Annotated in this window: 29 protein-coding genes and 1 riboswitch; of the genes, 8 read left to right on the forward strand and 21 right to left on the reverse strand. The window is 72.4% G+C overall.

The genetic code is table 11. The features are described from left to right. Positions 1–9 precede the first annotated feature (9 nt). The gene (locus tag AB0M76_RS02205) at positions 10–837 is read right to left on the reverse strand and encodes a hypothetical protein (protein ID WP_365951082.1); all 828 of its coding nucleotides are present in this window, start codon (positions 835–837) and stop codon (positions 10–12) included. Between the two features lie 204 nt (positions 838–1,041). On the opposite strand from AB0M76_RS02205, the gene AB0M76_RS02210 reads away from it, so the two are divergent. Then, positions 1,042–1,446 (forward strand): hypothetical protein, encoded by a 405-nt coding sequence (locus tag AB0M76_RS02210; protein WP_365951083.1) that lies wholly within the window; start codon positions 1,042–1,044, stop codon positions 1,444–1,446. Between the two features lie 63 nt (positions 1,447–1,509). Here the strand turns inward: AB0M76_RS02210 and AB0M76_RS02215 are convergent, their stop codons facing one another. The 7 genes from AB0M76_RS02215 to AB0M76_RS02245 all read right to left on the reverse strand — a co-directional run bounded on the left by AB0M76_RS02215 (position 1,510) and on the right by AB0M76_RS02245 (position 5,067). Further along, positions 1,510–1,692 (reverse strand): hypothetical protein, encoded by a 183-nt coding sequence (locus tag AB0M76_RS02215; RefSeq protein ID WP_365951084.1) that lies wholly within the window; start codon positions 1,690–1,692, stop codon positions 1,510–1,512. A 58-nt stretch (positions 1,693–1,750) separates the two neighbouring features. Continuing rightward, positions 1,751–2,125: a hypothetical protein gene (locus AB0M76_RS02220; protein ID WP_365951085.1), complete on the reverse strand. Its 375-nt coding sequence runs from the start codon at positions 2,123–2,125 to the stop codon at positions 1,751–1,753. 155 nt (positions 2,126–2,280) lie between these two features. Next, complete coding sequence (locus AB0M76_RS02225; RefSeq protein WP_365951086.1) at positions 2,281–2,862, reverse strand: class F sortase; 582 nt, start codon at positions 2,860–2,862, stop codon at positions 2,281–2,283. Between the two features lie 246 nt (positions 2,863–3,108). Next, positions 3,109–3,753 (reverse strand): hypothetical protein, encoded by a 645-nt coding sequence (locus tag AB0M76_RS02230; RefSeq protein ID WP_365951087.1) that lies wholly within the window; start codon positions 3,751–3,753, stop codon positions 3,109–3,111. A gap of 48 nt (positions 3,754–3,801) precedes the next feature. Then, entirely contained in the window at positions 3,802–4,047 is a 246-nt protein-coding gene (locus AB0M76_RS02235) for a hypothetical protein (protein WP_365951088.1), read from the reverse strand. Positions 4,048–4,068: 21 nt separating this feature from the next. Continuing rightward, a complete protein-coding gene (locus AB0M76_RS02240) occupies positions 4,069–4,824 on the reverse strand; it encodes a CbtA family protein (RefSeq protein ID WP_365951089.1) in 756 nt (251 codons plus the stop codon). A 30-nt stretch (positions 4,825–4,854) separates the two neighbouring features. After that, positions 4,855–5,067 (reverse strand): CbtB-domain containing protein, encoded by a 213-nt coding sequence (locus AB0M76_RS02245; RefSeq protein WP_365951090.1) that lies wholly within the window; start codon positions 5,065–5,067, stop codon positions 4,855–4,857. Positions 5,068–5,103: 36 nt separating this feature from the next. Then, positions 5,104–5,253, reverse strand: a riboswitch (cobalamin riboswitch). 34 nt (positions 5,254–5,287) lie between these two features. Between AB0M76_RS02245 and AB0M76_RS02250 the strand changes: the two genes are divergently transcribed. Continuing rightward, positions 5,288–5,710 carry a histidine phosphatase family protein gene (locus tag AB0M76_RS02250; protein ID WP_365951091.1) on the forward strand — a complete coding sequence of 141 codons (423 nt, stop codon included), beginning with the start codon at positions 5,288–5,290 and terminating at the stop codon, positions 5,708–5,710. A 96-nt stretch (positions 5,711–5,806) separates the two neighbouring features. Here AB0M76_RS02250 and pucL read toward each other — a convergent pair whose 3' ends face one another. Together pucL and AB0M76_RS02260 are read right to left on the reverse strand one after the other, a co-directional pair. Next, the gene (gene pucL / locus AB0M76_RS02255; RefSeq protein WP_365951092.1) at positions 5,807–6,724 is read right to left on the reverse strand and encodes a factor-independent urate hydroxylase; all 918 of its coding nucleotides are present in this window, start codon (positions 6,722–6,724) and stop codon (positions 5,807–5,809) included. 254 nt (positions 6,725–6,978) lie between these two features. After that, entirely contained in the window at positions 6,979–8,331 is a 1,353-nt protein-coding gene (locus tag AB0M76_RS02260) for an aspartate aminotransferase family protein (protein WP_266995966.1), read from the reverse strand. A 201-nt stretch (positions 8,332–8,532) separates the two neighbouring features. Here AB0M76_RS02260 and AB0M76_RS02265 point away from each other — a divergent pair, with 201 nt between their 5' ends. Continuing rightward, positions 8,533–9,549, forward strand: a complete 1,017-nt coding sequence (locus AB0M76_RS02265) for an ATP-binding cassette domain-containing protein (RefSeq protein ID WP_365951093.1) — start codon at positions 8,533–8,535, stop codon at positions 9,547–9,549. Further along, complete coding sequence (locus AB0M76_RS02270; protein ID WP_365951094.1) at positions 9,546–10,352, forward strand: ABC transporter permease; 807 nt, start codon at positions 9,546–9,548, stop codon at positions 10,350–10,352. The genes AB0M76_RS02265 and AB0M76_RS02270 overlap by 4 nt, the downstream gene beginning before the upstream one ends. On the opposite strand, the gene AB0M76_RS02275 is transcribed toward AB0M76_RS02270, so the two are convergent. After that, complete coding sequence (locus tag AB0M76_RS02275) at positions 10,333–13,755, reverse strand: BTAD domain-containing putative transcriptional regulator (RefSeq protein ID WP_365951095.1); 3,423 nt, start codon at positions 13,753–13,755, stop codon at positions 10,333–10,335. The two genes, AB0M76_RS02270 and AB0M76_RS02275, sit on opposite strands and share 20 nt — an antisense overlap. 163 nt (positions 13,756–13,918) lie before the next feature. Here AB0M76_RS02275 and AB0M76_RS02280 point away from each other — a divergent pair, with 163 nt between their 5' ends. The 3 genes from AB0M76_RS02280 (at position 13,919) to AB0M76_RS02290 (ending at position 17,766) form a co-directional block, all read left to right on the forward strand. Next, a complete protein-coding gene (locus AB0M76_RS02280) occupies positions 13,919–14,815 on the forward strand; it encodes a sigma-70 family RNA polymerase sigma factor (RefSeq protein ID WP_365951096.1) in 897 nt (298 codons plus the stop codon). 409 nt (positions 14,816–15,224) lie between these two features. Next, complete coding sequence (locus AB0M76_RS02285) at positions 15,225–16,733, forward strand: APC family permease (RefSeq protein WP_365951097.1); 1,509 nt, start codon at positions 15,225–15,227, stop codon at positions 16,731–16,733. A 76-nt stretch (positions 16,734–16,809) separates the two neighbouring features. Next, on the forward strand, positions 16,810–17,766 hold the full coding sequence (locus AB0M76_RS02290; RefSeq protein WP_365951098.1) for a hypothetical protein: 957 nt from the start codon (positions 16,810–16,812) through the stop codon (positions 17,764–17,766). Positions 17,767–17,832: 66 nt separating this feature from the next. Here the strand turns inward: AB0M76_RS02290 and AB0M76_RS02295 are convergent, their stop codons facing one another. From AB0M76_RS02295 to AB0M76_RS02325, 7 genes are all read right to left on the reverse strand, one after another. After that, complete coding sequence (locus AB0M76_RS02295) at positions 17,833–19,644, reverse strand: DUF262 domain-containing protein (protein WP_365951099.1); 1,812 nt, start codon at positions 19,642–19,644, stop codon at positions 17,833–17,835. A 131-nt stretch (positions 19,645–19,775) separates the two neighbouring features. Continuing rightward, the gene (locus tag AB0M76_RS02300; protein WP_365951100.1) at positions 19,776–20,252 is read right to left on the reverse strand and encodes a DUF1801 domain-containing protein; all 477 of its coding nucleotides are present in this window, start codon (positions 20,250–20,252) and stop codon (positions 19,776–19,778) included. Between the two features lie 87 nt (positions 20,253–20,339). Further along, on the reverse strand, positions 20,340–20,792 hold the full coding sequence (locus tag AB0M76_RS02305; RefSeq protein WP_365951101.1) for a pyridoxamine 5'-phosphate oxidase family protein: 453 nt from the start codon (positions 20,790–20,792) through the stop codon (positions 20,340–20,342). A gap of 85 nt (positions 20,793–20,877) precedes the next feature. Further along, positions 20,878–21,501 (reverse strand): glyoxalase, encoded by a 624-nt coding sequence (locus AB0M76_RS02310; RefSeq protein ID WP_365951102.1) that lies wholly within the window; start codon positions 21,499–21,501, stop codon positions 20,878–20,880. A 5-nt stretch (positions 21,502–21,506) separates the two neighbouring features. Then, positions 21,507–21,953, reverse strand: coding sequence for a helix-turn-helix transcriptional regulator (locus AB0M76_RS02315; RefSeq protein WP_266665581.1), 447 nt, complete (start codon positions 21,951–21,953; stop codon positions 21,507–21,509). A gap of 179 nt (positions 21,954–22,132) precedes the next feature. Further along, positions 22,133–22,543: a VOC family protein gene (locus tag AB0M76_RS02320; protein WP_266627282.1), complete on the reverse strand. Its 411-nt coding sequence runs from the start codon at positions 22,541–22,543 to the stop codon at positions 22,133–22,135. A gap of 52 nt (positions 22,544–22,595) precedes the next feature. Further along, entirely contained in the window at positions 22,596–23,051 is a 456-nt protein-coding gene (locus AB0M76_RS02325; RefSeq protein ID WP_365951103.1) for a DUF5990 family protein, read from the reverse strand. Positions 23,052–23,103: 52 nt separating this feature from the next. On the opposite strand from AB0M76_RS02325, the gene AB0M76_RS02330 reads away from it, so the two are divergent. After that, the gene (locus AB0M76_RS02330; protein WP_365951380.1) at positions 23,104–23,286 is read left to right on the forward strand and encodes a hypothetical protein; all 183 of its coding nucleotides are present in this window, start codon (positions 23,104–23,106) and stop codon (positions 23,284–23,286) included. Between the two features lie 13 nt (positions 23,287–23,299). Here AB0M76_RS02330 and AB0M76_RS02335 read toward each other — a convergent pair whose 3' ends face one another. The 3 genes from AB0M76_RS02335 to AB0M76_RS02345 all read right to left on the reverse strand — a co-directional run bounded on the left by AB0M76_RS02335 (position 23,300) and on the right by AB0M76_RS02345 (position 25,114). Next, positions 23,300–24,265, reverse strand: a complete 966-nt coding sequence (locus AB0M76_RS02335; protein WP_365951104.1) for a nitronate monooxygenase — start codon at positions 24,263–24,265, stop codon at positions 23,300–23,302. Positions 24,266–24,388: 123 nt separating this feature from the next. Further along, positions 24,389–24,922, reverse strand: coding sequence for a GNAT family N-acetyltransferase (locus tag AB0M76_RS02340; protein ID WP_365951105.1), 534 nt, complete (start codon positions 24,920–24,922; stop codon positions 24,389–24,391). 9 nt (positions 24,923–24,931) lie between these two features. Then, entirely contained in the window at positions 24,932–25,114 is a 183-nt protein-coding gene (locus AB0M76_RS02345) for a hypothetical protein (RefSeq protein ID WP_365951106.1), read from the reverse strand. Positions 25,115–25,130 lie beyond the last annotated feature (16 nt).

The raw sequence follows: 25,130 nt of genomic DNA on the forward strand, positions 1-25,130 counted from the left end.
CTTCCGAGCTTATGGGGTGCGACGCAGCCGGCCCGTCAACCAGGCGGCAAGAGCGCCGGCGAGCCCGATCGCCAGAATCACCCAGGCGGTGGTGCGCAGGAACGCGGTGAGCGCGTCGTACACCGCCGCAGCGGCCGCCCGGTCGATGTCGGCCGGCAGGTCGTCCAGTGTGAGCCGGCGGCAGACGGCCACCGCGATCCACAGCAGGACGGCGCCGACGGCGACTCCCAGACTGGTGGCGATCACGGCGCGGCGCCGGTGGACGGCGACGCCGATCGCCGCCGCGGCCAGCACCACGGTCAGCACGGGAAGCCAGATGCCGGCGATCTGCAGCATGCGGAAGCCCTTCCTGAGCGCGCCGAGATTGTCGTACTCCATGACTTTCACCGAGACGTGGGTCACGGGGATGCGGTCGGCGAACGGCACCCCGTCGGCGACGAGTTCCCCTTTGATCTGCTCGATAACGGGCGCGAGGTCGATGGTGACGGCGTCGCCGTCGCCGGTGGTGAGGGCCTGGAGGAAGGCGGCGTGCGCGGCGCGGTTGGCCGCGTCCCAGGCGGTGCGGTAGGCGGGGGTGCCGGCGAAGGAGCGCAGGGCCTCGCCGAGCAGTGCGTCGACCCCGCCCTGGAAGGGGCCGGCGTCGATCTGCCCGGCGAGGGCGCGGCTCGCCTGGGTGACGACGACGCCCTGGACGGCCGCGTTCTCGGCCAGCGGGGACATGGCGGCGGTGTACCGGTCGGCGTTGCCCAGCTCGCGGTCGGCCCAGTACGCGACGGCGCCGGCGGGCACGAGGACGGTCACGAGGACGATGAGTACCGCCGAGAGGAAGGTGCGCACGTCACCAGGGAAAGCCGGGACGGTGCGGGGCGCGAGCGGTGCTGCTGCGGGCGGGTGGCGGGCGTTCGGACGGGGGCCGGTGGTGCCGCCGCGGCGCGTGGCACGCCGTGGCGGTACACGGCCGCTGATCCACCGATCCGCTGATCCACTTGCCGGTCGGGGGCGGCGGGTGTGCCCTGGATGATGGGAGAGAGGAGCCCTGTCATGGCACATGCGGCACCCACCGCCCCGAGGCGGCACTTGCAGGCGACCGGCATGGACGAAGCGAGCAAGGGCCAGCTGACGCGGGCGCTGCTCCTCGGACTGGTCTACGGCGTCTGGGCGGCCTTCATGCAGCGCCAGACGGGACCGGTCGATGCGGGCAACGTCTTCTACGGAATCCTGTGCGGCGCCGTCTTCGCCGCCATCATGTTCACCCTCGCCCGCGTCGGCCCCCGGCTGAAGCGGGAGGTGCACGCCGCGGCGTACGGCGTCTTCGCCGGCATCGCCGTGGGCTACCTGAACAGCCTCACCGACCACTCGGTCCTCCGCTCGAGCTGGATCGGCCTGATCACCGGCGTCGGTGTCGGACTGGTGGCGTTCTACCGCTTCTACGAACGCGAGGCCTGAGCCGGAGGCAGAGGCAGGCGCCGGTCCCCGTACGGGAACCGGCGCCTGCCCGTATTCCGGGGGTCAGTCCTCGGGCGAGGACTCGGAGCCGGTGGCGGAGGTGGCCACCGCGGCCACGGAGGCGGCGGGGGCGGGGGTGTCCTCGCCATCGGTCCCACGGCTCGGCGGCTTCGCGGCCGGCGGGGTGTAGCGGGTGACCTCGGCGCGGAGCATGGCGTTCAGGGCGGCGTACGGGTCGATGGGCATGCCGGAACCTCACCGTGTTCAGGGGGTGTGTGGGGGTACGCGCTGCTGCTCGGCCCGCTCAGCAGCGCAGGACCACACCCCGCACCGTCCCCGCGGACGGCACTGGCCCGGCCGTCCCGAACGAGTCGGCGCGCATCGCCTGACCGGTCTGTTTCACGTGAAACACCGGCCGCGGCAGCTGCCGTACACCCGGCAGTCCGCGCACGACCAGGCGTACGGCGGGCCGCACTTCGGGATCCGTGGCCGGATCGGACTCCCCCTCGACGGGGGCGCCCGGCTCGCTCGGCGCGCCGGACCCGGTGCGCTCGAGGGCGGCGGCCGCCGCTGCGGCCGTCGTGACGGGGGGACCGGACGCGAACAGGCACAGCAGCACGACACAGGCCGCCGAAAGGGCCCTGGCCAGTGCCGTGCGTGCATGCCGTGTCCCGCTCATGCGAGGGGTCTGCCCCGATACGCCGGGTGACTCCCCGACCGGACCGCAGAAGCCCCCGACCGGGGGACGAAGACACCCCCCTCGGATGACAGGAAGCCGAGGCGGCTGCCGGTGCGCGGGGCGGTCGGGGGCGGTCGGGGGCGGTGCCGGCGGGGTCAGCCGGTGCGGTGGCGGCCGGTCAGCCGCGCCAGGACCGTGGTCTCACCGCTGACCAGCCGCAGTTGGGCCCGCCCGGGCCGCTGGCCGCGACCGCTGAAACCGCCGGGCGAGACACGGTCGACGGTGAAGACGGCGGTACGGCCGTCCGCGCGCGCGATCTCGACGGTCAGCCCGCGTCGCAGCTCGGCGAGGTGCAGGTCGGCGGCCGTGACCACGGCGGTGCCGACCGAGCCCGGGGCCGGGGTGTCGTGGTCCCAGGAGGCCTCGTCCCCGTCCCCGCCCAGCGGCAGGTCGACCCCCAGACTCGGGATGTGCAGCCGCAGCGGTCGTGCGGCCCGCAGCGGTGTGATGCCGGCGGCCCGCGCGGGTCGGGGCCCCTTGGCTGCGGCGTGCTGTCCGGAGTGCTCCAGCTGCTCGACGAGTCGGCGGTGACCGGACAGGCCCAGGGCCCGCGAGGGCAGCGCGTCGGCGGCGGTGGCGGCGGTGGGCCGCGCGCCCTCGGTGCTGCGCAACATCCCTATGCCGGTGCCCAGCAGAGCCACTGTCAGCACGCCGACCACCCACTTGGCGCGGGGCATGGAATTCCCTCCTGGTCCGATCCCCCCGGCTCCGGCGGCCGGGTCTCCTGAGAGCAGTGGAACCCCTCGCTGCCCGTCAGTACCGGTTACAACGCCGAAGACTGACGCGACGTCACAGGCGTGTCGACACTCCGCCCCGGACGTCTTCCCAGCTGGTGACGGGTGCACCGCCCCTGTCCCGAGGATTGCGCCGGATACGGCCGAACGAGTGCACCACGCACCGCGCACGGGTGGACGGCAGACCGGCTACTGCGGCCGCGCAGCGCCGTCGGGGTCGTTGAGGATCAGCTCGGCCAACCTCAGCAGACGCCGGAAGTGCGTGCATGCCGCGTCGTGCGGGGATGGCAGCGAGGCCCAGCGGCGCAATTCCGGCAGACACTCCTCGACCGCATCCAGCCGGTACCGGTCCAGACGGCCGCCGGCCATCAGGTACAAGAGGACGTGCCCGCACACCACGATGTCGAGGCCGGCCGCCCCGGTGGCCCCCGGCGGCAGTTCGGGAACCGGCCCGGCGTGAGCGCGCCAGAGCCGGGCGACCTCGTGGACCGCCGCCCGATGCCCGTCGGGCCCGGGCCAGCGGGGCCCCCGAAAGAACTCCGTGTCGGCGGCCGAGGGACGCTGCCGGTGCAGGATCCGCTTCTCCTCGCGCCGCCGCTCGGCGAACGCGGCCCGCTCGGCAATCCCCGCGTCCCGGCTCGACTCGAGCTTCTTCAGCGCCCGCAGCAGCGCGTCCCCGTCCCGGTCCAGGTCCCCGACGGTGCCGAGGTAGGACCAGGTCGCCTGGAACCCGAAGGGCTTGAACAGGACGACGGCGCTGCGCAATGCGCTCCGCCGGCGGGCGTGCGGCAGCGTGTGGTCCCGCACCCGGCGGGCGTACACGCTGAAGCTCATGGACCCGACCCTGTGAGTCCGGGGCGGCGCACCCGGGGCCGGGGAGGGTCAGACGAGGACGAAAACGATCGCCGCCGCCCCCATGAGGGCGGCGGCGAGGTGGATGGCCGGGTGGCCGTAGTCGCCGAACCAGAGGTGGCGGGCCAGGCCGCCGAGGGCGGCCAGGGCCGTGATGATGCCGACCTGGGCCAGCAGCGTGGCGGCGGTGAAAGGGGCCAGGAGCAGCAGAACGGTGTTGAGCCAGAACGGGACGGCGCCCGTCCAGCCGCGCCATTCCCAGATCGCCGTCTGCATGTACTACCGGCCCCCTCATCGTCAGCTCGCGGGCTGTACAGCCTCCTGGGGTGCGGCGGCCGGGGCAAGGGCCCGTTCGGCAAGAAAACCGAAGGCCAGGCCGAAAGTCGTCCACATCGCGACCTGGATGGCCACGGTCGCGAGGCGGAACTGCCAGATCAGGGCGGCCGGGAAGTCCGCCGGGACCTCGTTGATGCCGGGCAGGGCCGCGTAGGCGATGGCGACCACCGCGACGAAGCCGACCGAGGCGACGATCGAGGCGTTCCAGTTCCCGAGCTTGGGCGCCAGGCGCCGGCCCAGGATGAGCGCGCCCGCCGACAGCAGCGCGCTCAACGCGATCATCAGGATGTAGAGGGTGGTCCTCCGGACGACGGTGTCGGGGTCCCCGACGGCCGGCGGGTTGGACGGGTACTTGAGGAACGGCACCAGGTTGAAGGCGACGAACAGGCCGCCCGAGACCAGCAGGGCCGTGGCCCGAGGGCCGAAGCGGCCGATCCGGCCCAGGGCGTAGCAGAACACGAGCGCGGCGATCCCGCCGAGCGCGATCCCGTACAGGAGCGTGCCGGTGCCAAGGCCTGCCGTGGCCTGGAGGGCCCGGCTGACCGGGGCCGCCTCCTCGCCGTGCTCGTGGGCGGCGTGGCCCGCCTCCTCGATGGCGATCGCCGCGTCGACCTTGGCCTCACCGAGGACGTACGCGACGAGGAACGCCGCCACGCCGGCGAGCAGTCCGGCCAGCATGCCCCGCACCAGCAGGACGCGGGGGGAGATGGAGTTCATGGTTCGGTTCTTCCCTTGCCGAGGCGGAGATCAGTGGCAGGGGAAGCCGAGGAGGTGGCGACCGTCGTGCATCCACTCGTGGACGGTGTCGCCCTCGAAGAGCGCGGTGGCGCCCTGCTCGGCACCGACGAGGTAGAGCAGGACCAGCATCAGGACGCCGACGAACAGGGCCCAGGGGGCGAGCGCGGAGAGCGAGATCGGGGTGACGGCAGGGGCCGTCGTGGGCACGGCGGAGTGAGCCATGGCAGAACCTCCAGAGGGAACACGCGTCCCGGTCAGTGGTGCTAGCGACGACATGGCGGGTCTGACTTCTCCTCCCCCTCCGGGAGGATTCACAGTGGCGCGACCGTGCCGGATTTTCACCGGTACTTCCGTCATACCGTCGTCTTTTTTAGGTTGTCGTCCGAGACCGTACCGCGTTTACGCTCCCCTTATGAAGAGCGACGTAGTACGAGTTCAGTTCGTGAGACGTCCATTCGAGGACGCCTCACGACAGGTGCGCTTCGGCCACGGCGACCCCTGCCCGCAGTACGCGGGCCTGCAGGGCCCGGACACGGGGGAGTGGGCCGGGCGGACCCTGGACGAGGTCGCCGCCGAGGATCCGGCCGCCGTCCGGAGCTGGCTGGCGGACCCCGACTACGCGCCGCCCGGCGGGGAGTCCGTCACCGCGCTGATCGCCCGCGTCGGCGCCGCCCTCGCCGCCCTGCCCACCGGCACGCATCGCGCCGTGGTCGACCAGGCCGTCGTCCGGGCGGCCGTCGTGTCCGCGCTGGAGCTGCCGGCCGCCGCTTTCTGGCGCCTCGACGTACGGCCGGACACGGTGACCAGCCTCACCGGGCGGCTGGGGCGGTGGAACCTTCAGCTCGGACAGCCGGTCGGGAAGTAGCCGGAGCAGAACGGGCCGCAGGCAGCAGAACGGCCCGGACCCCGCGACGCGGTCCGGGCCGAACGTATGCGGGAGCCGTTACGCGACTTACGCGACTCAGGCGACGATCCAGTCGCTCGTCGCGATCACCGGCTGCACGCCGTCGCGGTGCACGGTGCCCTCGATCAGGCCGTACATCCGGTCCGCCGCGAAGTAGACCTCGTTGTCGTTCTTGAGGCCGAAGGGCTCCAGGTCGACGAGGAAGTGGTGCTTGTTGGGGAGGTTCAGGCGTACCTCGTTGACCCGCGGGCAGTGGTCGAGCACCCGCTCGGCCATCTGGTTGAGGGTCTGCTGCAGCGAGTACGAGTAGGTCTCGGCGAACGCTTCCAGCATGTTCTTGCGGACCTTCTTGTACGACTGGTCCCAGTCGTACGCGGAGTCGTCCGCGGCCAGCGCCGAGTGCGCCCAGCGCGCGGTGACCTTGGTCGCCAGGATGCGGTCGTACGCCTCCTTGAGCGTCGTGTACTTGTCCTTGATGTAGCCGTGGAACTCGGAGTTGGTCGAGTTCATCACCGTCAGGTCCTTCAGACCCGAGATGACCTGCAGGCCGGTCGTCTCGCTGTACGTGATCTGCGCGGTGCGCACCTCCTGGCCCTTGCGGACGAAGGAGTGCTGCTCCTTGCGCGTCGGGACCGGGATCCGCTCCCAGACGTACTCCTCGATCCGGATCTGCGCCTCGCGGATCGGCGACTGGGAGGAGACGAAGTGCTTCGCGAGCAGGATGCCGAAGGCCTCGGGGGAGGCGATCCCGTGCTCCTTGCCGAAGGCGTACACCGTGTTCTTGGTGGTGTCCGTGGGCAGGCAGTTGGCGTTGTCGCCGGTCAGGTGGACGTCGCGGAACTCGCCGCGGAGCGCGACCGAGACGTTGAGGTCGCGGATCTCGTGCCAAGACCCGTCGCCGCCCTTGCGGGTGACCTTGACGATGCGGTTCTCGGCCTTGCCGTACTGGTTCTGCGCCAGGACGTGCTTGCTCATGGTGTCTTCCTTCGGTGCCTCGGGAACACGGAGTCCGGTGGTCTGGATCCCGTACGCCCGGCGTCCAGCGCCGCCCCCGACCGCAGGACGTCCCGCTCCCCGCCGTTCGGCCCCGAGGGGCCGCCCCGGGACTGACGTGCATCCCGGTCCGTAGGTGCTGCTTCGGATTGCAACATGCGCGAACGGCGTTGTTACCCGTACAGATCGTCCGAACACCGGCACCCACGGCTTGGGCGACCGCACAGCGCAGCAGGTCAGACGGTGTGCGTATCCGCGACCGACAGCGCCTCGTCGAGGATCGCGAGGCCCTTGGCCACGTCCTGCGGGCCGATGTTGCAGGGCGGGGCGATGTGGATGCGGTTGCCGGCGGTCAGCGGCCACAGCCCGCCCTTCTTGCAGGCGGCGGCGAACTCGGCCATCGGCGCGTTGTCCGCCCCGGAGGCGTTGTACGGGACGAGCGGCTCGCGCGTCTGCCGGTCCCGTACGAGCTCCAGGGCCCAGAACGTGCCCAGACCGCGGACCTCCCCGACCGACGGGTGCTTCTCGGCGAGGGCGCGCAGGCCCGGCCCCAGCAGCTCCGCGCCGGTGCGGGCGGACTGCTCGACGATGCCCTCCTCCTCCATGACGTTGATCGTCGCCACGGCGGCTCCGCAGGCCAGCACGTGCCCGGAGTACGTCAGCCCGCCCGGGTAGGGCCGGCGGGCGAAGGTCTCGGCGATGGCGGCCGAGATGGCGACCCCGCCGAGTGGGACGTATCCGCTGGTCACGCCCTTGGCGAAGCAGATCAGGTCGGGGGTGACGCCCCAGTGCTCGGAGGCGAACCACCGCCCGGTCCGGCCGAAGCCGACCATGATCTCGTCGAGGATGAAGACGATGCCGAAGCGGTCGCAGAGCTCACGCACGCCCGCCAGGTAGCCGTCCGGGTGCACGAGCACGCCCGGGGCGCCGCCGACGGTCTCCAGGATGATCGCGGCGATGGACTGCGGGCCTTCGAAGACGATGGTGTCCTCGAGGTGGCGCAGGGCGCGCTCGCACTCCTCGGCCTCGGTGGCCGCGTAGAAGGGCGAGCGGTAGGCGAAGGGCCCCCAGAAGTGCACGACACCGGCGGTCGCGCTGTCGTTGCCGAAGCGGCGGGCGTCACCGGTCAGGTTGATCGCGGTGGACGTGGCCCCGTGGTACGAGCGGTACGCGGACAGCACCTTGGGCCGGCCGGTGTGCAGCCGGGCCATCCGTACGGCGTTCTCGACGGCCTCGGCGCCCGCGTTGGTGAAGAAGATCTTGTCGAGGTCGCCCGGGGTGCGCTCGGCGATCAGCCGGGCCGCTTCCGAGCGGACGTCGACGGCGAAGCCGGGCGCGACGGTGCAGAGCTTGGCCGCCTGCTCCTGGATGGCCGCCGTCACCTTGGGGTGCTGGTAGCCGATGTTGGTGTAGACGAGGGCGCTCGAGAAGTCGAGGTAGCGGTTGCCCTGGTAGTCCCAGAAGTACGAGCCCTCGGCCCCGGCCACGGCGAGCGGGTCGATGAGCTCCTGCGCCGACCAGGAATGGAAAACATGCTTCCGGTCGGCGTCTTTCACGGCGGCGAGCGCGTCGGCGGCTTCTGCGTTCATATCCCGAGCGTAGTTGTCCACGATGCGGACCCCGGGGAGGGTCGGTACCCCGTGCGCCATCCGGTGCGGGCGGTGTTTCACGTGAAACACCGCCCCGGTCCGGCCTGTCAGCGGCCTGTCAGCGGTTGCTCAAGAGGGTGTCAGCGGGGGCGTTCATGGTGACGGCGTCAGGAAGACGCGACCACGGAACGGGCGAGCGACATGACCTCAAACTCTGGCCGGCCGGCCATCACGGCCACCGGGCTGCGCAAGGCGTACGGGGACAAGACCGTCCTCGACGGAATCGACCTGAACGTCCCGGCGGGGACGATCTTCTCGCTGCTCGGCCCGAACGGGGCCGGCAAGACCACCACCGTGCAGATCCTGTCCACCCTGATCGGTGCCGACGCCGGGCACGTGCGGATCGCCGGGTACGACCTGGCCACGCACCCCGACGCCGTACGGGCGGCCATCGGTGTCACCGGGCAGTTCTCGGCGGTGGACAAGCTGCTCACCGCCGAGGAGAACCTGCTCCTGATGGCCGACCTGCGCCACCTCGGCAAGGCCGAGGGCCGCCGGCGGGCCGCCGAACTGCTGGAGGCCTTCGACCTCGTCGACGTGGCCCGGGAAGTGGCGCTCACGTTCTCCGGCGGCATGCTGCGGCGCCTCGACCTGGCGATGACCCTGATGGGCAGCCCGCAGATCATCTTCCTCGACGAGCCGACCACCGGCCTCGACCCCCGCAGCCGCCGCGCGATGTGGCAGATCATCCGCGATCTCGTCGCCGACGGCGTCACCATCTTCCTCACCACCCAGTACCTGGAAGAGGCCGACCAGCTCGCCGACCGCATCGCCGTCCTCGACCACGGGAAGCTGGTCGCCGAGGGAACCGCGCACGAGCTCAAACGGCTGGTCCCCGGCGGGAACATCAACCTCCAGTTCGCCGAGGCCGGCGCTTACGAGCGCGCCGCCCGCACCTTCGGCGAGGCGTCCCGCGACGCGGACGCGCTCACCCTCCAGGTCCCGAGCGACGGCGGCGTGCGGTCGCTGCGGGCGCTGCTCGACCGGCTCGATGCCGAGTCCATCGAGGTCAGCGGCCTGACCGTGCACACCCCCGACCTCGACGACGTCTTCCTCGCCCTGACCGGGCGGCCCGTCACGCCCGTCACGCCCGTCGCCCCCGCCGCCCCCGTCGCCCCCGCCACCCCCGTTCAGACCGCCAAGGAGTCCGTACGATGAGCACCTTCACCGGCCCCGCGCCTGCCCCCGCCGCCACCCCCGCCCCGCTGCGCGACGCGGCCACGATGCTGCGCCGCAACCTCAAGCACGCGCTGCGCTACCCCGGGCTCTCCCTCGGCACCATGGCCGTGCCCGTCATCTTCCTGCTGCTCTTCGTCTACGTCCTCGGCCGGCCGCTCGCCGCCGGCATCGGAACCGGCACCGCCTACATCAACTACCTGGTCCCCGGCATCCTCCTGATGACCGTGACCGCCGCCTCCACGTCCACGGCGGTGTCCGTCTGCACCGACCTCACCGAGGGGATCGTGGCCCGCTTCCGCACCATGGCCATCTCCCGCCCGTCGATCCTCGTCGGCCGCGTGATCAGCAGCGTGCTCCAGACCCTGGTCAGCGTCGCACTCGTCATCGGCATCGCCCTGCTGATGGGCTTCCGGCCCTCCGCCGGGCTCACGGAATGGCTCACGGCCCTCGGCCTGATCACCCTGCTCACCTTCGCCGTGACCTGGCTGGCCGTCGCCCTCGGCACCGTCAGCAAGACCCCGGAAGGCGCCAGCAACATGGTCCTGCCGCTGGCCTTCCTGCCCTTCATCGGCAGCGCGTTCGTCCCCACCGACTCGATGCCCACCGTGGTCCGCGTCTTCGCCGAGCACCAGCCGTTCACCCCGATCATCGAGACCGTCAGGGGCCTGCTGATGGGCACCCCGATCGGCGACAACGGGACCGTCGCCGTCGCCTGGTGCCTCGGTCTCACGGTGGCCGGGTACTTCTGGGCCACCAAGGTGTTCAACCGCCAGGCCGGCTGAGGGTGGGCGCCGCCAGCTCCCGTACGGCCTCCACGCTCGACGTCGCACCCGACTCCGCACCGCATCGCGCCGCCTCGGTGAACCCCTCACCGAGCGCGGCGCGCGCCGCGTTCTCCACCCGCGCCGCGTCCGGACGCCCGTGGTCCGGCCCGCCCCGTACCGCCAGCGCCGCCGCCAGCAGCCGGGCCGCCTGCTCCGGCCGGTCCTCGCGTACGGCCTGGTCCGCGACGCCGACCAGCACCTGGGCGACCGTCGGCGCGTGCCCGGAGCCCAGCGCCAGGTCCAGGGCCTGCGCGCGCCACGCCCGGGCCTCGTCCAGCTCGCCCTCCGCCGCGTCCAGGTGGCCTCGCGTGTCGAGGGCCATCGCGCGGAACACCGGATGGACGGAGATCCCGGCGATCGCCGCCTCGGCCCGCGCCAGTTCGGCCCGCGCCTCCGGGAACTTCCCGGTCCAGCACGCCAGTTCGGCCTTGCCGTGCGCCAGTACGGCGATCGACTCCGGCCAGCCCGCCGCGGCGGCGTCCTGCTCCGCCCGCGCCAGGGCGGCGGCGCTGCCCGCCGGGTCGCCGGCCAGCCAGGACAGCTGCGCCTGCCGGATCAGGGCGTGCAGCCGGTCCTCCAGCACCCCGATCTCGCCGACCACCCGGACGGCCTGGTCGTAGTGGCCGAGCGCCGCCGCGAAGTCACCGCGCCGGGCCACCAGGTCCGCCAGCACGGTCAGCGCGAAGGAGGCGCCCCACCGCTCCCCGAGCGCCCGGAACCCGGCCAGCGCCTCCTCGATGGCCTGCTCGGCCAGCGCGGGCGAGCCGCCGGCGCCGAGCAGGGTCCGGGCGCCCTCCAGCCGGCCCTGCGCCCGTACCCACGGGTCCGCGTCGGCCAGCAGCTCGTCCCACGTGTCCGCCGGCGCCGGCCTGCCCGCAGCGGCACTGCGCAGCATCCGGTCGACCGGCCCGAGGAACCGGACCACCGGATGCCGGCTGTCCGTCCGCTCCGCGAGCCGCAGCGCCTCGCCCAGCAGCGCCGCCAGCTTCCTCTCGTCGCCGACCCCGGCCGTCGCGAACAGGACGGAGAGCGCGTACGCGACGACCAGGTCCTCTTCCTCCGCTGCCGGGCCCGGCAGCGCCAGGGCGGCCGCCACCAGTTCGGCGCCCTCCGCCTTGTGGCCGCTGAGCCACCAGTACCAGCCGGCCGTCGAGACCAGGCCCACGGCGGCCCGTGCGTCGCCCGCCGCGATCGTGCCGCGCAGCGCCGCCTTGAGGTTGTCGTGCTCGACGGCCAGCCGCGCGAGCCACTCCAGCTGGCCGGCCCGGCGCAGATGCGGATCCGCGGTCCGGGCCAGCCCGGTGAAGTACGCGCTCTGGGCCCGGCGGACCGGCTCCTGCTCGCCGGCCTCGGCCAGCCGCTCCAGGCCGTACGCCCTGATGGTCTGGAGCATCCGGTAGCGGCCGTCGCCGGCGGTCACCAGCAGCGATTTCTCGGTCAGCGAGGTCATGAGATCGAGTACGTCCCGTACGTCGACCACGTCGACCACGTCGACCGCCTCGGCCAGGTTCCGTACGCCGACGGCCGCTTCGACGCCGGCGGCCCCGCCCGTCGGGGTGTCCGCGCACACGCGCTCCGCCGCCTCCAGCGTCACGCCGCCCGGGAACGCGGCCAGCCGGCGCAGCAGGGCCTGTTCCGGCCCGGTCAGCAGTTCCCAGCTCCAGTCCACGACGGCCCGCAGCGTCCGGTGCTGGCGCGGGGCCGTCCGGGCGCCGCCGGTCAGCAGCCGGAACCGGTCGTCGAGCCCCACCGCCAGCTGCTCGGCGCTCATCGTGCGCAGCCGCGCCGCGGCCAGTTCGATGGCCAGGGGCATCCCGTCCAGGGCGCGGACGATCCGGGTCACCGCGGCTGCCGTGTCGTCACCGACGGTGAAGCCCGACCGGGCCGCTGCCGCCCGGTCGCCCAGCAGCCGCACCGCCGCGTACGACAGGGCCTCGGCGGCTCCCGCGTCCTGCGGCGGGAGGGCCAGCGGCTCGACCGGCCACAGCGCCTCGCCGGTGAGGCCGAGCGGCTCCCGGCTCGTCGCGAGGATCCGCACCCCGGGGCAAGCGCCGAGCAGCCGGTCGGCCAGGGTCGCGGCCGCCTCGATCAGGTGCTCGCAGTTGTCGAGCACCAGCAGGGCGGTCCGGGTGCGCAGCGCCGCGACGAGCCGGTCCAGGGGCTCGCCCGGCGCCGAAGCCTGCTCGCGGAGGCCGAGTGCGGACAGTACGGCCTGCGGTACGTCGGCCTCCGCGCCCAGCGGTGCGAGCTCCACCTGCCAGACGCCGTCGGGGAACCGGCCGAGCAGCGGACGGGCCGCCTCGACCGACAGCCGGGTCTTGCCGGCGCCGCCGGGTCCGGTGAGGGTGGTGAGCCGGTGCTCCCCGATCAGCGCGGCGACCCGGGCGAGGTCGGCGTCGCGGCCGACGAAACTGGCCAGCGGGGCACGGAGGTTGGTCGCGGGCGGGGCATCGGCGGGGGCGGCCGCCGCCGACGCGGGCTGCGGTTCGGCCTGATTCTGCACGGGTGCCACCGCACCTACGGGCTGTACGGGCTGTACGGGCTGTAAGGGCTCGGCTCCCACCTCGCCCCGCAGCACCGCGGTGTGCAGCGCGGCCAGCTCCGGCGACGGGTCGGCGCCGAGTTCTTCGGCGAGGGCCTCGCGGGCCCGAACGTACGCGGCGAGCGCCTCGGCGGGCCGTCCGGCGGCGACGAGGGCCCGCATCAGCGCCCCCACCAGCCGTTCCCGCAGCGGGTGTTCGGCGACCAGGGAGGCCAGCTCCCCGGTCAGCTCCCGGCCGAGCCCCAGCCGCAGGTCCGCCTCGATGCGGTCCTCGAGCACGGCCGCCCGCAGCTCCGTCAGCCGGGTCACCGGCGCCCGGAAGAAGTCGGAGCCCGCCACATCGAGCAGGGCCGGTCCGCGCCACAGCTCCAGCGCCTCGCGCAGGGTCCGGGCGGCGGTGGCGGGCTCGCGCGCCAGCGCCGCCCGCCCGGCCGCGGCGAGCCGCTCGAAGCGGACCGCGTCGACGGCCTCGGGCTCGACGAGGAGCCGGTACCCGGCCGGATGCGACCCGATCTTCACCCCCGGCAGCGCCCGGCGCAGCCGCGACACCAACGCCTGGAGCGCGTTCGGCGCGCCCATCGGCGGGTCCCGGTCCCAGATCCCGTCGATCAGCAGCTCGGAGGAGACCACCCGCCCCGGTTCGAGCGCGAGCAGCACGAGCAGCGTACGCAGCCGCGCCCCGCCGACACCGACGACGTCCCCGGACCCGGACCCGGACCCGGACCCGTCCCTGGATTCGTCCCCGGACCCGTCCCTGTGCCCGCCTCTGTTCCCGTCCCCGGTCCGAACCTCCAGGGGCCCCAATATCGCGATCCGCATGATCGCCATTGTGCGGCCCGTACGCGGCTCACCTCGAGCCCTCTGCGACAGTCACCGCAATGGGCGCCGGGAGAGTATCCGGCCGGAATCCACGCGCACATGACGCACCGTCCGGTTACCGTCCATGCGTGCACCGACGATCAACGACGCGAGGACGTGACAGGTGAGCGAGCAGGACGCCCTGGCCCGACGCTTCGAGGAGTACCGCCCCCATCTGCGGGCCGTGGCCTACCGGATGCTGGGCTCGATCAGCGAGTCCGAGGACGCCGTGCAGGAGGCCTGGCTGAAGCTGAGCCGTTCGGACGTCACCGCCGTGGAGAACCTGGGCGGCTGGCTGACCACCGTCGTCGGCCGCGTGTGCCTGGACATGCTGCGCTCGCGCACCACACGGCGCGAGGATCCGCTGCAGGACCAGGACGGGTACGTCCGGCTGCCCGACCCGGTCGTCACGGGGCTCGCAGCCACCGATCCGGAGCAGGAGGTCCTCGTCGCCGATTCCGTGGGCATCGCGCTTCTGGTGGTCCTGGAGACCCTGGCTCCCGCCGAGCGGCTCGCCTTCGTCCTGCACGACCTGTTCGCGGTCCCCTTCGACGAGATCGCCCCGGTCCTCGGCCGTACCGCCGCCTCCACCCGGCAGCTCGCCAGCCGCGCCCGCCGCCGGGTCCAGGGGGCCGCGCCCGCCCCCGACACCGACCTGGTGCGCACCCGGGAGGTCGTGGAGGCCTTCCTCACCGCCTCGCGCGGCGGGAACCTCGACGCGCTCGTCGACCTCCTCGACCCCGATGTCGTGGCCCGCTCCGACGGCGGCACGCTGCGCCCCAGCGCGGTCCGGCGCGGTGCGACCGACGTTGCCTCGAACGCCGTCATGTTCGCCCGGTTCGCAGCGGCCGCCCACCCGGTCCTCGTCAACGGCTTTCCCGGGGTGCTCGCCATGGCGGAAGGCGAGCCGCTGTCGCTCATGGCGTTCACCGTCAAGGACGGAAAGATCGTCGCGCTCGACATCCTCACGGACCCGGAGCGCCTCGCCCGGATCGATCTGGGGTCCGTCCTGGGCGACTGACCCGCACCCGCCGAACCGCCCGGCCCGGTTCCGCTCTTGTCGAGGATCACCAGCGAATCCTCGGTGGACCGGGAAAGCTTGCATTGATTCGAATATCAATAACCGGGTCGATCGTCGGTATCTTCGCTCGAACCCTTGCGTTTCCTGGGCGGTTTGGGCAGGATCTGGTTCCTGTTCAGCCGCCCGGTCGTGTGATCCGCAACCGGGTCGGCTCGGCAAGGGCCGGGAACGCCACCGCGAAGCCGCCCGAATTTCCGACGCGCCGGGCATCCCCACGAATTTGCCCCGGCCCCGTTTCCCGCCCCCCTTTTCCCGCCCCCTCTCCCGCCTCCCCTTTCCCTCCCCCTCTCTTTCCTCTTTCCCTCCCCCTTTCCCTTTCCCTTGGTACGCCTCCAGGAAAGACGTGATCGTGAGCAAGCACTCTGGTGCCGGAGGGAGTCTGCGGGCCGACGCGCTGGGCACGTTCGACTCCGTCGTGATGGCCGTGGCGGGCTGCGGTCCGGCCTACACCATCGCGGGCACCTTCCCCGCACTGATAGCCGCCGTCGGCGTCGCCGGCCCGGCCGTCCTCCTGTACTGCGCCCTCCCCGTCCTCGGCATCGCCCTCGCCTTCCGCCACCTGGGCCGCCTCGACCCGAACGCCGGGGCCTCGTACGCCTGGACGGGCCGGTCGCTGCATCCCTTCCTCGGCTTCCTCAGCGGCTGGGCGCTCGTCGTCTCCGCCACCGTGTTCATGGCCTCCACCGCCCTGCCGGCCGGCGCCGCGACGCTGTCCCTCTTCGGAGTCCCGGCGGCCGGCCACACCGTCCTGGCCACGGCCGTCGGAGCCGGCTGGTTCCTGCTCGTGGCCGGCGTCGTGATGTACGGCGCCCGGATCAGCGCCCACGCCCAGACCGCCGTCACCGGGACGCAGCTCGTACTGCTCCTGGCCTTCGCCGTCGCCGCCCTGTCCACGGACGGCAACGTGGCGGACTTCTCCCTCTCCTGGTTCGGATTCGGCCACTTCGACGGCCAACACCACTTCGTGACCGGTGCGTTGATCGCCGTCTTCGCCTACTGGGGCTGGGACGTGACCAGCAACCTCGGCGAGGAGACTCGCGGCGGCCGCCGCAGCTCGGGGTTCGGCGGGGTGATCGGCGTCGTGACGTGCTTCGCGCTGTTCGTCGTCTTCACGATCTCCGTCAACATCCTCGTCGGCGCCGACGTCGTACGGCAGAACCCCGAGTCCTTCCTGACCGTCCTCGGGGACGCGGTCTGGCCCGGCTGGGGCGGCCGGCTGCTCGTCCTCGCGGTGCTGCTCTCCACCGTCGCCACGCTGGAGACCTCGCTCATCCAGGCCACCCGCACCCTCTTCGCCATGGGCCGCGACCGCACCCTGCCCCCGGCGTTCGGCCGCATCCACTCCCGTCGGCAGACGCCGTGGACCGCCACCGCGGTCGTCGCGGGCGTCGCGCTCGCCTTCACCGTCGCGGCCAACCTGGGCTCCGGCCCGGGCTCAGGCTCCGGAGCGCGGCTGCTCGCCGACGCGGTCAGCGGCGTGGGCCTGCTGATCTGCTTCTACTACGGCCTCGCCGCCTTCTCCGCCGTCGTGGTCCACCGCAAGCAGCTGTTCGCGTCCGTGGGGAACCTGCTCCTCATCGGCCTGTGGCCGCTGGGCGGCGGGCTGTTCATGGTGTGGATCTTCGTCCGGTCGCTGACCGAGCTGAACGCCCTCGCCCTCGGCATCGGGCTCGGCACGCTCGTGCTGGGCGTCGTGCCGATGCTGAGGTACCGGCAGCACGGCCGCTCGTACTACGAGGCGGTCCCGCTGGACCCCGAACGCGCCCGGGCGGTGGACGCCTCGTACGGAGTCACCGACCTCGACCCCTCCTCCCCGGCCGGCACGGGCCGGCCCGACGAACTCCTCACCGACTTCTGAGCCGTCGGCCCGTACGTCCGCAGTCCCGCAGGTCCCCAGATGGTTGGTCCGTCGATCCGAGGAGGGTCCTGTCCGCATGGCCATGGCCTGGAAACGCCGCCGCTCCCCGGCGGCACCGCAGTATGATCCCGCATTCGGCGACAAGGCCCTGTCGGAGGCCTGCCAGGACGTCGCCGCCGGCCGCTGGCAGGGCCTGCGCGACCTGCTCGCGGCCGGTGCGCCCCGCGACTGGGACCGGCGCAGCCACCGGATCCGGCTGCTGGCCGATGCCGCCGCGGACCGGCGGGTCGCGGAGGCCTGGCAGGCCTCCGAGCCGGACAGCCCCGACGCGGTCGTGCTCCGTGCGGACATCGAGGTGATGCGGATGTTCGCTGTCGCCCGCCGCGGGACCATGCCGGCCGTGAACCGCCTCGACTGGACCGCCCGGATCTGCCTGCAGGCCTCCGAGGCAGCCCCGGAGGACCCCCATCCGTGGGTCTCGCTGGTGACCCTGGCCCGGCTGTACGAGGGCGGGCACGCCTCCATGGGGCGGTGGTGGCAGGAGCTCTGCGCCCGCGACCCGTACCACCGGGAGGCCCACCACCAGGGGCTGCGCTACATGTCCGCCCGCTGGCACGGCTCGCACGGCCAGGCGTACAACTTCGCGCGGGACCGGGCGGCCGCCGCCCCGCTGGGCTCGCCCCTCGCGGTCCTGCCGCAGGTGGCCCGGGCGGAGCAGTACCGCCACCGGGCGGAGAGCGAGGGCCGAAACAGCCTGGACCTGCTGCACCACTGGAGCGGCGACGCGGGACGCTGGGACCTGCGGACGACGATGGAGCGCTGGATCTGGTCCCGTACGGCCCCGCAGGCCCAGGACGTGGCCGACCTCAACCACCTGGCCCACGGCCTGGTCCACGCCGACATGCTCGCGGACGCGGCCACGGTCTTCGACCTCCTGGACGGCCGGGCCACCCGCATCCCGTGGGCGTACACCGGCGACCCGGAGCAGCAGTACGTCCGCTGGCGAACCCGCGCCCGCGCCGCCACCCGCTGACCGGGCGGCAGCGGGAGGAAGACGCCCCGCTCCTCCTCGACCTCAACCGGTGGGCCGGCTGCGGACTCAGGACTCCCAGGCGGCGTCGGTGTCGGACTCGGCGTCCGTCAGGATCGCCTTGCCCATCTCGCCCGAGATCGCGGCGAGCAGGGCCGCCTTGCGGGCGGCGAAGAAGCCGTCGAAGTCGTCGGCCCGCATGAGGGCGGGGCCGGCGACGTGGGTGCGGACGTGCGCGTCCAGGTCCTCCGGGCCGATCTCGGCGGTCTTCGCCAGCTGAGCAAGGTAGGCGGAGGGGGCCTGGCTGCCGATGATCCGGTTCGTTCGCGCGGTCAGGGGGGTCTTGTTGACGATGGAGTTGTAGATCTCCGACTTGAACCCGTTCTGTTCACACCACGCCTTCGGGAAGATGTGGTGGATGTCGACGGCCTCGTCGAAGTAGTCGGTGACCTTCACCGGCTCGCCCGTCCGCCAGTCGGCCGCCCCGGCCTTGAGCAGTAGCGCGTAGATGCCCTTGTACGCGGCACTCTGGCGGGTGCGCAGGGTCAGCAGCCGGCCCGGTGCGAACTGCGCGGCCGTGACCGTGCGCGGCTCCTGGTCGCTGCCGCGGATCCACTCCACGACGTCCGGCAGGTCCTGGCTGAACCGGGTCTCGGTCGAGCCTCCGTACAGCTCCCCGAACACTCCGCACCAGTACCAGCGGGCGAGCTTGCGCTGGGCGCCGGCCGGCTCAGCCGCGTTCCCGGCGGCGGCCAGGACGGCGGCGAGGGGGATGAGCTGGGTGCCGTACGGCAGGAACTTCGTGTCGAAGAAGTGCTGCTGGTGCAGGAACTTCGCGGCCTTCTTGAAGCCCTCGACGACGGCCGGCGCATGCTCCTCGTAGTCCTTCAGCGAGAGCGCGAGCATGTCCTTGCGCTTGCAGCCGACCCGGGGAAGGCGGTCCTCCTCGGTGACGTGCGCGGCTTCCGCCACGCGCCGCCGGTAGGTGGCCATCAGGGTGACGGCCTGGAGGAAGTCGGTGTTGGAGACCTCGCGCAGGATGCGGTACTCCGGTGCCTGCCATGCGGCGCGGCACACGCGCTCCCAGTGGTCGCGGAGATCGAACTCGTCCGCCGCGTAGGTGGCGGTCAGCAGCTCGAAGACGGTCAGCGTGACACCACCGGTGTTGACCTTCTCGAAGACCTGGCAGACGGCCTGGCGTTCGGTCGCCTTGCCGAGCTCGATGACGGGGACGTGGTAGAGGATGAAAGGCTTGATGAAGGCCTTGTCGAAGTCCTTCCAGAGCCGGCGCATGGCCCTGTCGTCATCCCAGTACTCCTCGAAGCCCTCCTCCCAGTCGTCGGAGTTCAGCACGGAGTTGAGGGGGAAAAAGAGGGCCGCGTACTCCTTCTCCCGAGTGGAGAGGTCGATCTGCACCTCACTGCGGAAGTTGACCACCTTGCGGGATGCGGGCAGGAAGCGGATGGCGTCCTCGCGGTCGGTGAAACCGTCCAGGACCTTGCGCATGTCGACATAGAACCAGCCGGACACGGCCTGCTTGCGGACGTCCTGTGTGGCGACGGGCCGGTCGAGCTTGAGCGACTGGAAGAGGGAGGTCAGCCGCTGTTGACCGTCCAGGACCAGCGACTCCGGCTCCCGGGGCCCCGGGAGCGCGGCGCCTTCGATCGGGCGGTACTTGAAGCGGACGTCGCCTCCGGCGCGGAGCGTCATGAGGGTGCCGAGGGGGTAGCCGAGGGATATCGAAGCCAGCAGACTCGCGATGTTCGGGTACGGCCAGACCCAGCCGCGCTGGAACTCGGGCAGCTGTGCCCGGCCGTCCTCGACCTGCTGCAACAGGTCGCGCAGCGGTCGCTTGTCGATGCTGAATGCTTCCTCGGCCACATCGGCTCCTTCGGGCACGGCTCTCGCGTCTCACGGCATGACGCGCCCGACAGTACTGGGAGCGTGCCGGCGCGGGGCGGGCATCGTCGCAGCTGCCCGCCCGGCAGGCTCCCGGCCTGGCTGGACCCGCTTCAGCCGGCCGCCTTCTCGATCAGTGCGCCGATTCGTGCCTCGTCGGCGGGGGTGAGCTCCGTCAGGGCGTAGCTGGTGGGCCACATGGTGCCGTCGTCGAGACCCGCCTGGTCGCTGAAGCCGAGCGTCGCGTACCTCGACTTGAACTTCTGCGCGCTCTGGAAGAAGCAGACGACCTTGCCGTCCCTGGCGTACGCGGGCATCCCGTACCAGAGCTTCGGCGAGAGGCCGGGCGCGCCGGCCTTGACGATGGCGTGGAGCCGCTCGGCGAGGACGCGGTCCGCGTCCGGCATCTCGGCGATCTTCGCGAGGACGTCGGCCTCCGCGTCCGACTTGGCCGCGCGCGAACCGCGGCGCGCGGTCGTCTTCAGCTCCTGGGCGCGCTCCTTCATCGCGTCGCGTTCCTCGTCCGTGAATCCGGCGTACTTCTCGTCGGCCGCGCCGGTGCTCTGGGTGGACGTCTGCGTGTCCTTCATTGCAGGTTTCCTCTCGCGGGTTCTTGGAAGCTGATCGGTTGCGGTCCGGGCGGGTGCAGCGGGTGCAGCGGGTGGGCGGCGCGGCGGTCAGCCGAGCCAGCGGCCGTCGCGCATGAGGGTGCGTCCCTGCAGCTCGTCGGCCTCGCGCCAGGCCTGGATGCGCTGCGGCCGGATCAGGAAGTACTGGTAGGGCTCGTCGAGTTCGCGCGGGTCGAAGCCGGTCTTGGCCGCGAACGCGTCGCCCGTCTTCGGGGCGAGGCCGGCGAGGTCCACCGGCTCGGCGGTGCCGTCGACGAGGACGACGTCGCGGGTCGGCCCGAGGCCGAGCCGCACCCGGCAGTCCGCCAGCAGGTTGCGGCCGGTGACCGAGGAACGCGGCGTCGAGATCAGGAACGCGGTCCCGTCCCAGAGGTACGAGAGGGGGATCAGGTGGACGCCTGGGGAGCCGGGCGTCGCGACCCAGAGATCGACGTCGGTCTCCAGTCGCGCGCGGGTGTCCCGCAGCCTCTCCTCGAGCCCACGCGGCGGCGCGCTTGTCATGCTTCCTCCAGTCGTACGGTGCTCATCGGTCGGCCGTGACGTTTCTGCAGTGCCGGATCTGCGATGCCGGATCTGCCGTGCCGGATCAGGGCGTGGGCGCCATCGATGCGGCTTCCCAGGCGAACCCGTCCGGGTCGGTGAAGGCGCCCGCACCGCTGCCCAGTACGAGCCGGTGGGATCCGGCGCCGTCGGCGGGGACGCCGAGCTCCTTGGCGAGGGCGCGGCGCCCGTACAGTGCCAGCTTGACGCCGCCCGAAGGGGCGTCGAACTGGACGTACTTGCTGCCGAAGCTCTTCGCGACGGCGAGGCCGTGGCCGACGTAGAACCGCTTGCTCGCGGACACGTCCGCCGATCCCAGCAGGAGCACGATCTCGTCGATCTGCCGGGTGTCCGGGCCGGTGTCCTTCCTCGCCGACGTGGCGATCTTCCAGATCGTCCCGTCGGGGGCCCGTACGACGCCGCCGTAGCCCCAGAAGGACTTCGAGGCGGGCTTCACCGTCGTGGCGCCGGCGTCGAGGGCAGCGCCGATGAATGCGTTGACGGTGGCGGGCTGGGACACCGTGAGCGCCAGGGCGAACCCGCGGAAGCCGGATGTCGGTTCCTCCGAGGCCTGCAGGCGCACCTGGGCGCCCAGGCCGAAGGCGGTGTAGAAGCGGTCGGCGGCCGTGTGGTCGGCCACCTCGAGGGTGACGGATGCGAGGGAGTTCATGCCGATCACGCTAGTTCCGGCTCGGTCGCCGGTGCTTCTCGATTCCTGACCGGTCTGGTGACCTGCTTCGCCACGCACGACGGTATGCCCGCAGCCCCGTCCGCCGCGCGGCGCCGGTAGACGCTGGGCGGCATGCCGACCAGCTCGGCGAAGCGGGTGCTGAACGTGCCCAGCGACGAGCAGCCGACCGCGAAACAGACCTCGGTGACGCTGAGGTCGCCGCGACGCAGCAGCGCCATCGCGCGCTCGATGCGCCGCGTCATCAGGTACGAGTACGGCGACTCGCCGTAGGCCAGCCGGAACTGGCGGCTGAGGTGCCCGGCCGACATGTTCACGCCGCGGGCGAGCGCCTCGACGTCCAGAGGCTGCTCGTACTCCCGGTCGATCCGGTCGCGAACGCGGCGCAGCCGGGCGAGGTCGCTCAGGCGCTGCGCGGCGGTAAGTGCGCTCATCCACGCAGGATGGCACATGAGGGAACTCCGTTCATCGATGTTCGCGATCACCGGGCCGGCCTGCAACTGGCATGCGGTGGCGGGGTGTTCGCCGGTGAGGGGGGAGCGGGCGGTGGTGGCCGGCGTCGTGTGCGACGCCGGCCGGCGAGGCCGAGGGAGCGGTCCGTCGGCGGCCGGGGTCAGCGCAGCTCCTGGATGCGGACCAGGTTGCCTGCGGGGTCGCGGAAGGCGCAGTCGCGTACGCCGTACGGCTGCTCGGTCGGCTCCTGGACGACCTCGGCGTCGGTGGCCTGCACCTTCTCGAAGGTGCCGTCGAGGTCTCGGGTGGCCAGCAGGATCCAGCCGTAGGTGCCCTTGGCCATCATCTCGACGATGGTGCGGCGCTCGTCCTCGGTGATCCCGGGGTCGGCGGCCGGCGGCGCCAGGAGGATGGACGTGCCGGGCTGGCCGACGGGGCCGACCGTGATCCAGCGCATCTTGCCCTGGCCGACGTCGCTGCGGACCTCGAAGCCGAGGGCGTCGCGGTAGAAGGCGACGGCGGCGTCCGGGTCGTCGTGCGGGAGGGCGGTCGTGTGAATGGTGATGTCCATGACCATCACGCTAGCCGCGGAGCAGTGGCCGGGCTTCTCGATTCCTGACCTGTCAGGACACGGGTCGAGCCACCGGGTCCGGCCATTGGGCCGGGGCGGACCACTCGACGAGCGGTGGCCGCACCTGGGCGCACAGCGGCCGCCCGCACGCATCGGTGAGGCGCAGGCGCGCGAGCAGACGTCCGGAGCGCAGCGCGGCGGCGGTGGTGTCCGGATCGACGGCATCGAGCATCAGCTTGGCGCGGCGGAACATGGCGAAGGTCCCCGCTTCGTCCACGCTGCCCCAGGTCAGGTAGGGCTCGACGGCACACATCGACCACACCTGCGCCCCGCCGTCGATCCGTACCCGGTGCGGGGTCGGTACCGCGCAGAACGGGTACGCCGCCCGGACCTGGCCGTCCTCGTCCAAGGTCAGGAAGTCCTCCCGGTCCGGCTCCGCCAGTACGTCCCCGACCGTCCGCCCGGCGGCGGCCGCGACGGGCTCCAGCGCATCCGCCCCGGGGGCCATCCTCGCCCTCCGCGACAGTGGCGAAGCCCCCTGCGGCCGCGTAGCCGACCTCATCGACCAGCACCTCGAGGAGATCGACCGGCGCATCGCCGAACTCCGCACGACCCGGACCGCACTGCGCGACCTCGCCCACCGCGCCGCCGAGACCGACCCGGAAACCTGCACGGAGGACGGCATCTGCACCATCTTCACCCCCCAGCGCCCAACCCCCGGGCCCGCCACCGCAGGCGGCTGATCGCCGGGTACGGTCACCGGCCGATGGCGTGGGCCGCTGCCGCCAGTGCCGCCTCGGCTTCCCGTACCGTCCGGCGGACGATCTCGCCGGCAGGCAGGACCTCGTGCACGAGGGCGGCCGACTGGCCGGTGAAGGGGAGGTACTCCTCGCCGCCGCCGGCGCGGATCGCGGCCATCACGCGGGGCACGATCTCCTCGGGGTCGACCTGGTCGGGGTGCTCGCGCAGGGCGTCCAGCAGCGGAGTGCGCAGGCAGCGCGGTACCCCGGCACTGCCGGGGCGGTTGAACGGCGGCAGGATCCGCTCGCTGTTGACGACCTTCACCGCGTCCCTGGCAGCGGATGCGACGATCCGGTCCTTCCACGCCTGCGACACGTTCATCTCCGACGACGCGAGGAAGCGCGTCCCCATCAGCACACCCTGCGCGCCGAGCGCCAGAGCCGCGGCCAGGCCACGCCCGTCGGCGATCCCGCCGGCCGCGAGTACGGGTACGTCGTCCGCCAGGTCCACGACGTCCGGGACCATCACCATCGTGCCGACGTCCCCGCCGTGTCCGCCGGCCTCGCCACCCTGCGCGACCAGCACATCCGCTCCGGCCCGCAGCGCCTCGTCGGCCTGACGGAGGTCGGTGACCAGCTGGATCCAGAGGATGCCGGCATCGTGGGCCCGGGCGATCAGGTCGGGCGGCACCGCCAGGTGGAAGGAGATCGCGGCCGGCCGCTCCTCGATCGTGGCCTGGAACGCCTCCTCGTTGAGGGGGCGGGTCGTGTGGTTGATCGCGAACGGCCGATCGGTCAGCTGCCGCATCCGGGCCCACTGCTCTTTCAGGTCCGGAAGGGGCCGGACGGCGGTGCCCAGGCTGCCCAGGCCGCCTGCCCGGCACACCGCCGCGGCGAGATCGACTTCCTCCCAGGGGCCGAAGGCCGCGCAGACGACCGGGGCGTCGATACCGAGAAGTCGGCATACAGGGGTGGTCAGCATCCAGCACCTCCAGCAGCTGCGCCCGGCCTCCGCGCTGAGCGGCGTCGTTGCGTCGCATGCTCCTGTGTCCATCGTCTCGCGACCGAACGTACGTGTCCCCCTGGGCATCCCGGCGGGCGCGCGTCAGCGGCCGGACGTACTCCAGCGGGTCTCGCCGTCGACCAGCGCGTCGGATGCGGTCAGTCCGAGGGCGCGGGCCACGCCCGCGGACGCGGCGTGTTCCGGGTGGATGTAGGCGGCCAGGGCCGACACCTCACGGGCGCGCAGCCACCCGGCCACGGCCACGGCCCCCTCGCGGGCGTAGCCCTTGCCCTGGTGTTCGACCCCGATCACCCAGGCGAGCGAGGCTTCGAGTCCGCCGTCCTCGGTTCGGTACAAGGTCGCTTGAACCGTTCCCACCAGCAGGCCGCCCTCCGACCGGCGCAGCATCCAGTTCAGCCAGCCCTGGCTCCCGTCCGGCGACCGGCCCGCGGCCTGGCGGGTGTACCTGACCCGGAGCTCTTCGAGCGAGCTCGGCTCCCCGCCGGTCCAGGTGTGCAGCCGGGCGTCGTCGAAGACCGGGAAGGCCTCCGGCGCGTGCTCGGTGCGCAGCGGTTCGAGCGCAAGCCGCGGGGTGGTCAATCGATCTGCGACCGGCCAATGAGCGGACGGAGTCATCCGCGAACACTAGTGCCGCCAGCGCACTGACACCGGCCGGACAACCGACCGCCGATGAGCGCTGGTGCCGGCGTTGCGTACGGCTTCCCGGCGGCCCGGCACCGTCGACCGGGTCTTCGTCCCGTACGGCTCCTGCTCGTCCTCGCTGAGTACTTCCCGGCTGTCCGGGTCGCGGGTGATGTGGACCGCCATGTACGGGATGGTGTCT

It is taken from the genome of Streptomyces sp. NPDC051364, assembly GCF_040682115.1.
In the GTDB taxonomy this organism is placed as follows: Bacteria; Actinomycetota; Actinomycetes; order Streptomycetales; family Streptomycetaceae; genus Streptomyces.